The sequence below is a fragment of the Pectobacterium polaris genome (assembly GCF_002307355.1).
GTDB lineage: Bacteria > Pseudomonadota > Gammaproteobacteria > Enterobacterales > Enterobacteriaceae > Pectobacterium > Pectobacterium polare.
Window position 1 is genome coordinate 697,076 of sequence record NZ_CP017481.1, and the last position, 13,595, is coordinate 710,670.

The 13,595-nt window shown below is 55.6% G+C and carries 9 protein-coding genes; all 9 read right to left on the reverse strand.

All coding sequences use genetic code 11. The features are described from left to right. Positions 1-14: 14 nt before the first annotated feature. Positions 15-1,376: a two-component system sensor histidine kinase EnvZ gene (envZ, locus tag BJJ97_RS03185; RefSeq protein WP_095993038.1), complete on the reverse strand. Its 1,362-nt coding sequence runs from the start codon at positions 1,374-1,376 to the stop codon at positions 15-17. Next, positions 1,373-2,092 carry an osmolarity response regulator transcription factor OmpR gene (gene ompR, locus BJJ97_RS03190; RefSeq protein ID WP_005969424.1) on the reverse strand — a complete coding sequence of 240 codons (720 nt, stop codon included), beginning with the start codon at positions 2,090-2,092 and terminating at the stop codon, positions 1,373-1,375. Before ompR ends, envZ begins: the two co-directional genes overlap by 4 nt. 446 nt (positions 2,093-2,538) lie before the next feature. Next, positions 2,539-3,699 carry an ABC transporter substrate-binding protein gene (locus BJJ97_RS03195; protein WP_095993039.1) on the reverse strand — a complete coding sequence of 387 codons (1,161 nt, stop codon included), beginning with the start codon at positions 3,697-3,699 and terminating at the stop codon, positions 2,539-2,541. Then, complete coding sequence (locus BJJ97_RS03200) at positions 3,692-4,942, reverse strand: MFS transporter (RefSeq protein WP_095993040.1); 1,251 nt, start codon at positions 4,940-4,942, stop codon at positions 3,692-3,694. The genes BJJ97_RS03195 and BJJ97_RS03200 overlap by 8 nt, the downstream gene beginning before the upstream one ends. A gap of 60 nt (positions 4,943-5,002) precedes the next feature. Beyond that, positions 5,003-6,172 (reverse strand): NAD/NADP octopine/nopaline dehydrogenase family protein, encoded by a 1,170-nt coding sequence (locus BJJ97_RS03205; RefSeq protein WP_095993041.1) that lies wholly within the window; start codon positions 6,170-6,172, stop codon positions 5,003-5,005. 10 nt (positions 6,173-6,182) lie between these two features. Next, the gene (locus tag BJJ97_RS03210; RefSeq protein WP_095700802.1) at positions 6,183-7,199 is read right to left on the reverse strand and encodes a PLP-dependent cysteine synthase family protein; all 1,017 of its coding nucleotides are present in this window, start codon (positions 7,197-7,199) and stop codon (positions 6,183-6,185) included. Between the two features lie 13 nt (positions 7,200-7,212). Continuing rightward, the gene (locus tag BJJ97_RS03215) at positions 7,213-8,616 is read right to left on the reverse strand and encodes a Y4yA family PLP-dependent enzyme (RefSeq protein ID WP_095993042.1); all 1,404 of its coding nucleotides are present in this window, start codon (positions 8,614-8,616) and stop codon (positions 7,213-7,215) included. A gap of 41 nt (positions 8,617-8,657) precedes the next feature. Then, positions 8,658-10,853 carry a TonB-dependent receptor gene (locus BJJ97_RS03220; protein WP_095993043.1) on the reverse strand — a complete coding sequence of 732 codons (2,196 nt, stop codon included), beginning with the start codon at positions 10,851-10,853 and terminating at the stop codon, positions 8,658-8,660. 81 nt (positions 10,854-10,934) lie between these two features. Beyond that, positions 10,935-12,836 carry an IucA/IucC family protein gene (locus BJJ97_RS03225; RefSeq protein ID WP_095993044.1) on the reverse strand — a complete coding sequence of 634 codons (1,902 nt, stop codon included), beginning with the start codon at positions 12,834-12,836 and terminating at the stop codon, positions 10,935-10,937. Between the last annotated feature and the right edge of the window lie 759 nt (positions 12,837-13,595).

Sequence of the window (13,595 nt, forward strand, 5' to 3'; positions counted from 1 at the left end):
GCAGCCCAAAATGCTTATGACTCTTTCGCGATGCCCGCATCCGCTACCGCGATGTCCGATAGCAGCGGCAGATACGCGCGGACGCAGAGCCCACCGCGTTCGCTGCTGCCGACATCCAGCACACCATTGTGTGCATCGATAATACGCTGCACAATCGCCAGCCCCAGCCCTGTACCGCTCGTGGTTCGCGCGCTATCGCCACGCACAAACGGCTGGAACAGATGCTGTAACTGATCGGGCGCGATGCCTTCTCCGTCATCTTCTACCTGAAACCAGACGCGCTGTAGCTCACGCCCGGTACTGACTTTTATCCAGCCGTTACCGTAACGCTCAGCATTCACGACCAGATTCAGCGCCGCACGTTTGATCGAAAGCGAGCTAATGCGCACCAGCAGTTCGCCGGTAGCAAAATCGCTGTCGATCTGGCGTTCATAACCGCTTTCCGATGCCACGACTTCGCCCATAATCGCGTTCAGGTCGGCCACTTCCGTCTGCATTTCCTGACCGGTACGCAGGTAGTCGAGGAACTGCTCAATAATCGCATTACACTCTTCAATGTCCTTATTGATCGACTCCGCCAGATAGTCATCTTCCTTGCCCATCATTTCGGTCGCCAGACGAATTCGCGTCAGCGGCGTACGCAGATCGTGGCTGACGCCCGCCATCAGCAGCGTGCGGTCATCGGCCAGCAGCTTCACGCCGGAAGCCATCTGGTTAAAGGCGCGCGTCACAGAACGCACTTCGGAAGCACCGTATTCACGCAGCGGCGGCGGAATAATGCCCTTCCCGACCTGCAAAGCCGCATGCTCCAGCTCAACCAAGGGTCGGTTCTGCACCCGAATAAATAGCCACGCGCCGCCAATCACCAGCAACATAATCGCCAGCGTATAACGGAAGAGCGGCGAGAAATCGCCCTGATGGATTTCGGTGAGAGGAACGCGCACCCAGATATCCGGTGACAGCCAGGTTTTCAGCCACACCACCGGCGTGTTTTTACTGACTTCAACCCGTACATCCGTCGGGCCGCCCAGCTGTTGCGCCATCTGGTCACTCAAAAACTTGTAGTGCTGGGCCCAACGCAGGCCGCTTTCCTCCGCCGCTGCATTGGTGTACAGCGATATACCCAATTCGCGGTAAATCTCACGTCGGAACGCAGGCGGCACCTCAAGCGTGGAGCCATCTTCCAGTTGCAGACTGTCCGTCATCAGCATTCTTACTTCGTATGCCAGCACTTTATTGAACTGCTGCAAACTCGGCAGAATAGCGAAGTTGAGCACCACCAGATAGGTGGTGACCAAACTGACAAACAACAACGTGACAATCAGTAGCAACGTCCGTGCAAATGAGCTGCGCGGAGAAAAGCGCCATTGCATCATGCCTTACTGCCGTCCGGGACAAACACGTAGCCAAGACCCCACACGGTCTGGATATAGCGCGGGTGCGCCGGATCCTCTTCCACCATGCGGCGCAGACGAGAAATTTGTACGTCGATGGAACGCTCCATCGCGCTGTATTCACGACCACGGGCCAGATTCATCAACTTATCGCGGGACAGCGGTTCACGCGGGTGGCTCACCAGCGCCTTAAGTACGGCAAACTCGCCGCTGGTTAACGGCATCGGTTCATCATCACGGAACATTTCGCGCGTGCCCAGATTCAGCTTGAATTTGCCAAACGCGATAATGGCTTCTTCCTGCGATGGCGCGCCCGGCAGTTCATTCGCCTGACGACGCAGCACCGCACGGATGCGAGCCAGCAGTTCACGCGGGTTGAAAGGTTTAGGAATATAATCGTCCGCGCCGATTTCCAGCCCGACGATACGATCAACTTCTTCCCCTTTTGCCGTCACCATAATGATCGGCATCGGATTGCTCTGGCTGCGCAAGCGACGGCAGATGGACAGCCCATCTTCGCCGGGCAGCATCAGATCCAGCACCATAAGGTGAAAGGATTCACGGGTCAGTAAACGGTCCATCTGTTCAGCATTGGCTACGCTACGTACCTGAAAACCCTGCTCAGTCAGATAACGTTCTAACAGTGCACGTAAGCGCATGTCGTCATCTACAACCAGAATTTTATAGTTTTCTTGCATTCTCTTTCTCCAAAGGCGTAATAGCGCCGACGATGCTATTGTTCAGAAACATACGAATTACTGACAGTCGTTTCTGGTATACATTCTAGGCAAAATTGTTACAAAGCATATTAAAATTCGTGTAATCAATCATTTCCTGTGCTCTCAGGCATGAAATGATCGGCGATTAATGGCGATTGCGGTTAGCGAGAATTGTCGTTTACGAAGATTATAGTAACGCCGCCGCCAATAAAAAGGCGCGCTGGCAGCAAAAGCGGGAGAAAAGCGAGCAGAGAAGACGTTGCCGCCGGCATTTCACGTTCGACATATCGACATTTTCAGAGGGAAGCAGGAAAGGGCGTAAGAGCAATCTGGTAGGTCATACTTCAAACACGTTCTACCTCCTACTCCTGACGTAACGGTCTCGTGTCGCTCCGGCATAGGTACCGGAGCCGACGGTGAGTGACTTACTGCGCAAGACTGACGAAATAACCCGGCTGGTAATCAACCGGCAGGAACTGCTGGTGAAGCTGGCGGAAGGTGTCATCCGCGTTGAGATCGCGGAATAAGTCCGGGTGGAACCACTCGGCCAGTTGCTGAATGGCGATAAAGTCATACGGGCCGTTGTAAAACTGATGCCAGATGGCATGAAATGCACGCTGCTGCTTGGCGATGCTGTTGGTGTAGGCCGGACGCCCCAGAAACCATTCGAGACGCTTGCGCCCTTCCGTCATATCCTGCCCCGGCCCCAGACCAATCCAGCGTCCGCCGGGCACGAAGGCCTCAAAGTTGCCGCTGGTGATCACCACAATTTCTGGGTTTTCCACAATCACCTGTTCAGGGTGCATCTGCATAAAAGTGCTCGGCGCATTCTTCGCCGCGACATTATCGCCACCGGCCAGTTGCACAAATTTCCCGAAGTTATCCGGGCCGAACGTCAGACAGCATTCATCGGTATAGCCACCCAATCGTTCAATGAACACACGTGGTGAACGCGTTTTTTTTGCCGCCAGCACATCGGAAACGCGCTTTAGCTGCGCCTCACGGAATGCGAGAAACGCTTCGGCACGTGCTTCCTGATTAAAAAGCTTGCCGAACAGACGCATCGTCGGCGCAGTGTTTTCCAGCGGGTGATAGCGAAAATCGACATACACAATCGGAATGCCGACGCTGTCCAGTATCCGGTCGTAGCCCGCATCGACAATCGACCGCTGCGCCTCAATGTTCATGATGATGACGTCCGGCTTCAGCGACACCGCCTGCTCCACGTCAAACGTGCCCTTTTCCGTGCCGTCAAACGTCGGGATTTTCGTCAGTTGAGGAAAACGATCGCGATACTGGTGCCACGTTGCCGGATCCGACTGAATCAGATCGCGCTTCCAGGCGACAATCCTTTTCGCCGGATCTTCGCGATCGAGCATCGCAACCAGATACAGCTGACGCCCCTCTCCCAACATGACGCGCTGCACTGGCGTGTTGACTCTCACCTCGCGCCCCAACACGTCCTTGATGACAGTGGAGGTTTGCGCGGTTTGCTCAGCCTGCCCCACCAGCGGCGACAGGCCGACCATCAACAGCGCACTCAGCAATAACCGACGGCAATGTTGCCGCGTCCAACGATTACACATTTTCAATATTTCCCTTCGTCGAGAGAGAGTCATGTTTTTCCGCCTGTATCCGCAGGCGTCGTAGCAGCATCAGCGAGACCAGAAAGGTCACCAGATACGCGGCACCAACGCAGAAGAACAGCGAACGTAGTCCAGGGGAGTAGAGAACCCATCCCCCCAAAGAAATGCCCAGAATAGAGGCAAACTGGCTGACGCTTTGCGCCACGCCGAGTATGTAACCCTGCTGCCCAGCCCCCGCCGCACGGGAAATCAGCGCCATCAGAACGGGCGTTGTCGCCCCCAGCAGCACGCCCCACAGGAAATAAAGCGGAATGAAAATCGCAATATTCAGGATTGTGGCGGCCGTCAATGTCACGATGGCGCAGGCCAGCATCACCACACACAGGCGGCTCAGCGTTTGCGACAACGAGAGGTTTTCAAAATAGCGCGCCCACAGCGACGCAGAGACAATCACGCCGGTCGCCTGCAAGCCATAACACAGCCCGATAACCCACTTATCCACCTGAAAGACGCCGTCCAGATAGAGGGAAAACGGCGTCTGCGGGATCATGCGGCTGCTCAGCAGCAGGCCAGAAATCAGCAGCAAACCGGGAATCGGCGACAGCGCCCAGAGCCGCCGGCGGGGAATTGCTTTCGCCTGCGCGTCCGCAGGCGGAGCAACGGGAACCTCGGGGGCGACATGCGGCAGAAACAGCGCCACGGTAATGCCGCACAGCGCGCAGAGGATCGCCGCACTCAGGTTGATCCAGAAGAAGTTCAGGTAATCTAGGATCAGCCCGCCGACAATCGCTCCCAGCAGCGATCCCACATTGGTAGATACCTGAAGCCAGGCGAACAGCCGTGTGCGCTGTAGCGGACTGACCACCGCGACGCCATACGCCTGCGCGGGCGCAATATAGCCCGCACAGGCACCCTGAATAAAACGCAGCACGACTATCGTCCAGATGTCGTTTGCCCACGCCAGCCCAAGCTGGGTTAACGCCAGCCCAAACAGCGCGCGGATCATCATGGCTTTGTTGCCCAGCCGATCGCCCATCCGTCCCCAGAAGGCGCTGGTCAGCATAATACCCAGCATCGGCCCGACGTACACGGCAATCCCCGCGATACTCAGTTCCGCACCAGATGACATACTTTCCAGATGCAGCGGCCAAAACGGCCCGCTCATCTCCATCGCGCCCATCGCGACCAGCTGTACGACAAACATAAAGTGGATGATGAACGCGACCTGTCCGCTCAAGCGCATGCGTCAGCTCCTTCTGATTCCACGGCGTCACCCGGCCTCATTCCCGCTACGGTCATCACGTCAATTCATCTCATCCGTCAGCCAGTACGGCGGGAAGTAGTCGGGGCGATCCTGCGTGGAGGTTCCCATGTAATCGCTGCACCACCGGTAGACTTCCTCAATGTACGGCACGCTAACGGCCAGATTCTCCGCAATCGTCACCAGCAGGCTCAGGCCGTAGGCAATATCCTCCTGAAACACCCGATGCTGCGTATCAAACACGTACCCGCCAGCGTCATGCTTTTGCAACGGCAAACCGATGCCGTGATAAGCCTGATTGGTGCGCAGCACGGAGAGCATCGTGTGCGCATCAGCAATCTGATCGCCATAGGCATCGATAATCTCCTGCTTGAGCGGCAGCACGGAATCCAGCCGCACGCCAAGCCGCGTCTCCAGCGCCGCGCACAGCTGCTGGTTCTCTTCATCCATGCGTTCCAGATAATAGGCACCGAGTTCCGGACAATCATTCCACCAGCATAGCGGCTGCGAGAGTGGTCGGGCATGCCACTGCCCGTAGGGACCGATCAGGCCATAAATCACCGCACTGTGCATAATCGGGTTACCCGGCGTAAGTGTGATTTCCAGATAATCCGGCAATAGCACCACGGGCGCAGAATAGAGCCGTTGCAGCAATGCCATCAGCGCCTGCTGGCTCGCAGCCGTTTCACGCCGGTGCGTGGCGACATACAGCATGGCCTTTTCGCCGCCCATTTTGATCGACTGGCCCGGTAGCAAATCAAACGCAATGTGCGCGACGTCCTTCATTCCCCAAATCACCGCGTTTGGGCGAGCGGCTAATTCACGTTCAGCCAACCAGTCAAAACCGCAAAAACCGGGAATTGCACCGACATAAACCGGTTTATCGGCAGGCAGATGGGGAACGATCCGCGCCAGAAGGTCGGCGCGGAAGTTGGCGGGAACGGTGATGATAACGACATCCGCATCGCGGCAGGCTTCCGCCGGATCACAGGTCACGCAGTCCGGCGTGGCCGTCAGCGTCTCGCCATCCGGCAGCAATGCGTGTAGCCGTTTACCGTGCTGCTGATAGGTTTCCGGCAGACGAGGATGGCTGCCCAGCAGCGTCACCTTGACGTCCGGCCGTTGTTTAAACAGCACCGTGGTGAGATGGCCGGTCTTACCGGCCCCGCAAATCACCACGTTAAGCGGCTGCCCGCTTAGCGTTTCGATCATCCTTGACTCCTTAGCTTGCCTGCTCCAGAGAGATCGCGTTACCCAGCCAGCGATCCAGATCGTGCCACACGCCGCTATCTATCAGGTTACGCGCCGCCAGCCACTCTTCGTTAAACACCGTGTGCAGGTATTTCTCCCCGCCGTCGGCAATCGCCAGCACAACGTTGCCGCCGATACGATCCTGATAGATCAGCTCCAGTGCCTTATAGATCACCCCGCCCGTCGAGCCGCCGACCAGCAGACCGTAGTGCCGTGCGATATAGCGTGCCGTTTCAAATGCCTGCGTATCCGAAACCTGCTCGCCACAGTCGATGCAGCTGTAATCCAGCACCAGCCCTACGGTATCCCCCGCTGGTGTCCCCGTGCCGGACTGATAGTAAGGCTTGCCGGGGTGGCCAAAGACGATAGAGCCCACCGGTTCAACGGCAATGGTCGTGATATCTGGGTTATGGACTTTCAGACCGTGCGAAATACCGGTCATCGATCCGCCGGTGCCCACGCAGCCAACAAACGCGTCGATCTTGCCAATCTGGCTGAACAGCTCGCGGACAAAATCGGCATAGCCGCCCGCATTCGCCGCGTTGTCCGACTGGTTCATAAACACCGCGCCGGGTATTTCCTGCGCCAGCTGTGCCGCCATACGCTGGCGTTCCACCACCGCCACCTCATCTTCGCCGTAGTCGCCGGAGACATAGCGAATTTCCGCGCCGAGCGCGCGCATGATGGCAATTTTGTCCTGTGCCGCGTGGTGATCGACCACGGCGATAAAGCGCAGGCCGTATTCAATCGACGCTAGCGCCAGCCCGATACCGGTATTCCCCGATGACGACTCGACAATGGTGCCGCCGGGGCGGATTTTGCCTGACTTCAGCCCGGCGACAATCATATTTCGCGCCATGCGATCCTTCATGCTGCCGCCGGGGTTGTTCTTCTCCACTTTTAAAAATAAACGCGTATCCCCATAGGGAACCGGGATTTGTATAACGGGCGTATTACCAATCAAATCAGTTACTTTATTCAGGATCATGGTTCTGCTCCATTCAGTTATCACTGGAAAAAATCAGCTCACCTTTCTTACCTTTAAACGCACACAGGCGCGCAGGCAGCGGATGCCGATGAAACGCGTTTTCCAGCAGGTCCATCTGGTATCCCGCCGTATTCGCGTAAATCAGTAAGTCGCCAGGCTGCGGCACGGTTCGAAAATGAATCAATCGGTTCGTAATGACATCGTCGTCCAGACAGCTGTGTCCGGCGATCCAGGCTTTGCCCGGCACCAGAGGCGTGTCTTTTTTGACGGAAAAAACATGCAGAGGATCAATCAAAAACTCAGAGTTAAACCAGGTTTCGCACGCACTGAAGCTGCTGCCTTCCACAAACACGACGTGGTTGCCATCCGGCTGGCGGCGCGTACGCGTGACGCGAAACACGGTAATCGCACTTTGGTCAGCGAGGCTGCGTCCCGGCTCAATCGCCAGAATCAGGCCGTACTGCTTGAGCACGTCCGCTACGCGATCCTGTCCAATTGAGGCGGACAGGAATGCCTCAAGATAGTCAGCTGCCGAGCGCTCACCGCCATACGGGTAAAACGAGGTCGGTACCTGACCGTGGCGGTAATCCGCCCCATTCTGCTGCGCTAAATAATCCTGATAGCGTGAAGCCGGAAGATATTGAATCGGCAATCCCCCGCCGATATCCATAATCGCGGGCTCTAATCCCTTTGACCTTGCCCGCTCCAGCAACGGCAGCACCTCAGCGAATGCCGCCACGCGGGTATCGGGCTCATAGCCGCCTAGATGGAAATGGAAACCTTCCAGATGAAGTGCATCCTGTCTGGTACTCAACGTTTCCAGACAGCGTGCGACCTCATCAGCAAGCATGCCAAACCGGCTGGCCTGAGCGAACGACGGGCGATAGCGCAGCAGAACCCGCACGGGCTCCGTTACGCGCAGCAAATCCGCCAGCGCGAGCACCTCATCGAACTCTTCCGGCGAATCCAGCACGATAAGGGCGCGATGATGAACCAGCGCCGTCAGGAACTCGCGCGTTTTGGCCGGGCCTGTGGCGCACAGCCGCGCGCCGTCACAGCCTGCCCGCAGCGCATCTTTCAGCTCCTGTAAGCTGGAAACATCCACGCCGACGCCCGCGTTAACCGCCGCCTGAACTAAACCCGGCGACTTGTTCACCTTCGCGCCGTAGTACAGGCGGCAGTCCACGTCGTGACGCTGCAACACTGTCCGCAATGCCGCAATATTGTTGGCCACGGTGTGCGGCCAGACAATATTCAGCGGTGACCCATACTGCTCAACCAACCATGACAACCTTTGCGGCGAGTTGAAAACAAACTGCTCAATCTCACTATCCAGATAAGGCGTCAGTCTCTCAGGCCAGTGGGCCTGCGCGACAGGGAGGGAAGACACTGCGGCAAAGCTAAACAGGTTGCTCATCGCTATCTCCTTAACGTTCGGTTCCTGAAAAACACATATCCTTAGAAATCAACCGCGACGGACAGCATCAGCGTCCGCGGCGTTCCTTGCGATACCGTGCTGAACGATGTCACGCCAGACCAGTAATTGCGGTCAAAGGCGTTGAGTACATCGGCACGGAACGTGGTGGGCGCGTTATAGATTCGTGTCTTGTAACGCGCGCCGAAATCAACGGTGGTCCAGGAAGGAATTGACTGGGTATTGATGGTGTTGACGTTCTGCTTCCCGTTATGAGTAACGTTGGCGTTCAGCGTCAGATCGCGCAGGAACGGCAGATCATATTCCACTCCGGCATTCGCCTGAAAACGCGACGTGCCCGGCGCGCGCTTGCCCTGCGCCCCCGGCGTCACGCTTTTGGTCAGCTCGGCATCCAGCAGCATCACGCCGCCGGTCAGGCGCAGATCCTCCAGCGGTGAACCGACCACATCCAGCTCGATACCCCGATTGCGCTGCTCGTTAGCGGTAACGAACTCACTACCCGTACCGTTAACCAGTGCGCCGCTCGGCTTGGTAATTTGGAAAATGCTCAGCGTGGAGATCGTCCCCAGCGCGTCCACTTTCACCCCAGCTTCGTACTGCTTGCTCTTATACGGCGCAAGCACCTGACCCGGATTACTCGCATTCGCAGGCGCAATATCGCCTTTGCTCAGCCCCTCAATGTAGTTGGCATAGAGTGAGACGTGCTGCCAGGGCTTAACTACGACACCCACCATCGGCGTTATCGCATTTTTGTCGTAGGACGATGATGGCGCACTATTGCCGGGAACAAAGTTATCCGACTTGATCTGTTGATAACGTAGCCCGCCCGTGACTTGCAGCGCATCGTTCCAGAAGCCGAGCGTATCCGCCAATGCGATACCTGACAGCGCAGTGGAAGAGCGTTTATACACGCTTGGCGGTGCAGCGACATTCTGGGCAGGTGAAGAAACCGGATTGTAAATATTTGAGTTAATTGCTGTTCCGTTGCCGATACCGGTCGCCTGACGATCGCGATAGTAGCTGGTCTGTGCCGACAGCTTGTGCGTCACCGAACCCGTTTCCACATCCGCGCGAACACCGGTCGCCAGCGTGTAGCGGCTGGTAGTAAAGCGATAATTCCCCACGGCGGAACTCACATCGCCATTGTTATTCGTGACCTGCGGCACCTGCTCCGACAGTCGGCTTACGTGTGCGCTGGAACCGCCCAAATCGGTAAACCAGGTGACGTTATCCGCCAGATCGTATTCGGTATGCAGCAGCACCGACTGGTCTTTGGAATGCCAGAATCCCCACGGCTGGGAAATATTGTTATTGCCATCCGGTGCGTCAGGCACAGTCACACCAGGCGCAAACGAATAGGGCCGCGATGGCGCACGCGTTTTCAGGTGCTGAGTGATGAGATCCAGCGTGGCACGGAAGCGTTCTGACGAGAAATCCAGCCCGAGCGCACCGACCTGTGTACGTTTGTCGCTGCCATCCCACACCGTGTCGCCGTAGCCGTAATTGCCGTTAAAACGCACGCCGAGCAGATTGTTATTGTCCAGTGCATAGACGCGGGAAATATCCGCATGCTGTGTGAGTTGAGAATCAGACTGCCAGCTGGTCGTGAGGCGGGTCAGATTGCCGACGGTGGTCGGGCGTTTGGTGACGGCGTTAATCACGCCCCCCACGCTGCTGTTAGGCGACAGCCCATACAGCAGAGCCGACGGCCCTTTCAGCACTTCCACCCGCTCGATGTAGTCAGTCATCAGCTGGTAGTTGGGCGCAACACCGTAGACGCCGTTCATGGCGATGTCGCTCAGGTTTCCTTCATTGAGTGGAAAACCGCGAATGTAGTAGGAATCCAGCAGACCGCCCTGAGAACTGCTCACCCGCACCGATGCGTCATGCGCAACCACCTGCCCCAGCGTCTGGGCCTGTTTATTTTCAATAAACGATGAGGTCATGTTGCTGACGTTAAACGGCGTATCCATCACGTCTTTTTTGCCCAGCAGCCCGGTGCTGGACGACCGCGCCGACATGCCGCCCGCGACCAGCCCCTGCACGGCTTCCGCGTCTTTAGCTTCCACCACGATCGTGGAATCATCGCGCTCGCCCGTTGCCGCCTGCGCGGGTATCGCGATGCCGCTTAGCACAGCCGTGACGGCGACGGCCAACACGGAGGGAATAGGAAAACGAGTCTTCCCGGTAGGTGGAGTGAAGTTCTTCCTGGCGTTCATCAACAAAGTTATCCATCTCAAAATGAGGAGTGAAAAAGATGCTCCCGTTTTCAGCCTGTGAGGCGGGAGCATCGCCATACATCACGATCCGATGCGGGTTTCTCCCCCTTCCGTGAGGAAGGGATTGCTCAGACCGTGCTGAATCCGGTAGTCGCGATATTCCTGGATGTGCATGCGCAGCAGCGAACGCGTATACCAGGGCTGGGTCAAAAACATGTCGCGTTCGGTCTGCCACAGCTCGCCATCAACGCGCGGCTTCACCGCGTCAAACGCCGCGGCAGTTTCTTCTTTCATCACCTGCCACAGCCGGGCATCGGCAAAGCCGTATTCCGCGCTGAGCGCCAGCGCCAGTTCGTGCAGGTGGCTGACAAAGCAGGCATCGACGACAAACATCCGCACCGGCTCGATGTCGTCTTCAAATACCGTGGGCAGAATGCCGGGCCAGACGTAGGGTTGCAGATGATGACCACGCTGACGCAGCAGCGGTGCATAGGTGCGCCCGTCGCCGAAATCACGGATTAATAATCCCTGCGCGACACCTTCCAGTGAAAAGAGGATCTGGCTGTTCTGCTGATGCGCTTCCAGCCCGATGCCATACAGCAGATAGATAGCGATAACAGGTCGGGTTACAGCGCGGACGTATTGACGGAACCACGCTTCGGGGCCAAGCCCGGACAGCGTCACCAGCTCGGAGAACAGCGGCTGGTTGCGGTGAGGCAGCGCCGTAAACAGCGTCGCGACGGTCACGGGCAGCGCGCCGTCGGTGCGTTCATAAATTCGAGCATCGCGGAACACGACGGAGAGGTGTTTTCCCGGCGCGTCATCCTGATGAATCGCGTGCTTGTAGTGGAACGCCGTCTCTTCGCGGAAAAACTCCAGCCGCTGCTCAAACCCACCTTCCTGCGCCAGAATCGCTGCGATAATGGTGCTGATACGTGGCCCCATGTGGATGGATTTCGCCTGTAGGCTGCGCATTTCGCTGGTCATCCAGATGGCGACGGGCAGTTTGATGAAAGGGGAAGAAGGTGGTTCAACGGGCAAAACGGTACGGAACGACATACCCGGCAGCGTGATGAGATCGGGGCCATCGGTAAGCAGAATCCCTTCGGCAATTTCATCCGCGTAGTGGGATTTCACCCAGTTTTCCAGATGCCAGCTGTGAATGGGCAGCGGGAGCCACTGCTTCTCATCCAGCCCTTGTTGATTCAGGCGCTGCTTCCAGTCCTGCCAGAGCGCGGGGAATGCCTGAGCAAACCACGCATGAAAATCATCGACGTGCGGCATGGATTCTACATACGCCATGTCGCGGCGCAGTGCGGTAATACGCAGCGGCACGCGGGCGTTAAATTCGGGTGACAGCTGCTGGACGTCTTGGTCACTCAGGCCGGGGCGGGATTTCCAGGTCGGATAATAAGGGTGGCCTTCCAGCGATCCCCACTGGTCGAGAAACATGGCGGCATCGCGAATGCTTAGCTGCCGACGCAGCCACGGCGTGAAAGCGTCCTGCCCATCTTGCTGCATGGCATCAGCCACTTCAGCACGCCACTGGCACCGATAGCGCCGGGCGTTGGTATCATTACGAATGCTGTTACCGACGTCTTTTTTCAGGCCACTGATGCCGCTCTCGTCAGGCTGAAAATCGAAATTGTCGCGAAGTAAATCAATCAATCGCTCGTGGCTGGTGACGGGAAAAGACGTCCCATCTGAATGAATGAGATAAATATTTCCATTATTAATATAGGTGTTTGCTGGTGCGGGGGAAATATCATCAAATTTCAATATACCTTTGCCACCCTGCAAAATTAGCGTTGCTTCTCTGGAATTACCCTTAATAAACCTCAGGTCATTTTTATTCAAAATCCCTTCAGCGAAAAAGCAGCGAACCAATCGCCTTAGCGCATTTTTATTTGAATAATCAGAGAGAAAATCATCTACATCCTGATGTATATCCCTGTGTTTAACATCGTCAGCCTTGATATTCATAACCACTCCTCATACCGATAAAACAAGTAAAAACCGATTGCAGTAACGTATAAAAGGGCGTCATTAGGTCTCGGGTTAACACGTCCCGAGACTTAATAAAAATGTCGTGATAGATGGATTTAAAAATAATGAACGGAAAACTAGCATATCAACCATAGAAATGTAAATAGATATCATTCCTATTCGCAACCAATTAGTTACATTTTAATAAAATCTCAATTAATCAATTAACTAACAGAAACAAAGCAGCATGGGACACGCTAAAACCTATCTCTTTATGCCTGGTAATGCGCCCCACCGCTTTCAACAAGCCGTCTGCTGGGGTTCCGATGCCGTGATAGTTGATTGAGAAGATGCTGTTCATCCTGATGAAAAAACCAGGCCAGAGAGAATATTATCCAGTGGAATAAAAATGACACGCCCGTCTCTGAAATAAATTGCAAAAGATATATACATTTAAACAAACTTGGTTAAATGGAATTCAGTGAAGATATTGAGTTTCTGAATAGACTCAATAATAAAGATAAATTAAGAAATAGCGAAAAATACAAACATAAAATAGTCACATGGGGAATTGTATTACCTAAAATAGAATCCAAAGAAATGCTGAATGACACGCGGGAGATGATAAATCGTAATAGATTAGAAAACGTGAACATTATTGCGATTATTGAAACCGCGCGGGGTTGCATCATGCGGAAGAGATTTGTGCAGCAGGCATTCGCGACGGACCTTAGCAAAATAGAAATGACTAAGCCC

What these genes read in the sequence shown, in the direction of transcription:
- envZ (WP_095993038.1), bottom strand. Translation starts at nt 1,376, where the DNA reads ATGATGCAATGGCGCTTTTCTCCGCGCAGCTCATTTGCACGGACGTTG.
- ompR (WP_005969424.1), bottom strand. Translation starts at nt 2,092, where the DNA reads ATGCAAGAAAACTATAAAATTCTGGTTGTAGATGACGACATGCGCTTA.
- BJJ97_RS03195 (WP_095993039.1), bottom strand. Translation starts at nt 3,699, where the DNA reads ATGTGTAATCGTTGGACGCGGCAACATTGCCGTCGGTTATTGCTGAGT.
- BJJ97_RS03200 (WP_095993040.1), bottom strand. Translation starts at nt 4,942, where the DNA reads ATGCGCTTGAGCGGACAGGTCGCGTTCATCATCCACTTTATGTTTGTC.
- BJJ97_RS03205 (WP_095993041.1), bottom strand. Translation starts at nt 6,172, where the DNA reads ATGATCGAAACGCTAAGCGGGCAGCCGCTTAACGTGGTGATTTGCGGG.
- BJJ97_RS03210 (WP_095700802.1), bottom strand. Translation starts at nt 7,199, where the DNA reads ATGATCCTGAATAAAGTAACTGATTTGATTGGTAATACGCCCGTTATA.
- BJJ97_RS03215 (WP_095993042.1), bottom strand. Translation starts at nt 8,616, where the DNA reads ATGAGCAACCTGTTTAGCTTTGCCGCAGTGTCTTCCCTCCCTGTCGCG.
- BJJ97_RS03220 (WP_095993043.1), bottom strand. Translation starts at nt 10,853, where the DNA reads ATGAACGCCAGGAAGAACTTCACTCCACCTACCGGGAAGACTCGTTTT.
- BJJ97_RS03225 (WP_095993044.1), bottom strand. Translation starts at nt 12,836, where the DNA reads ATGAATATCAAGGCTGACGATGTTAAACACAGGGATATACATCAGGAT.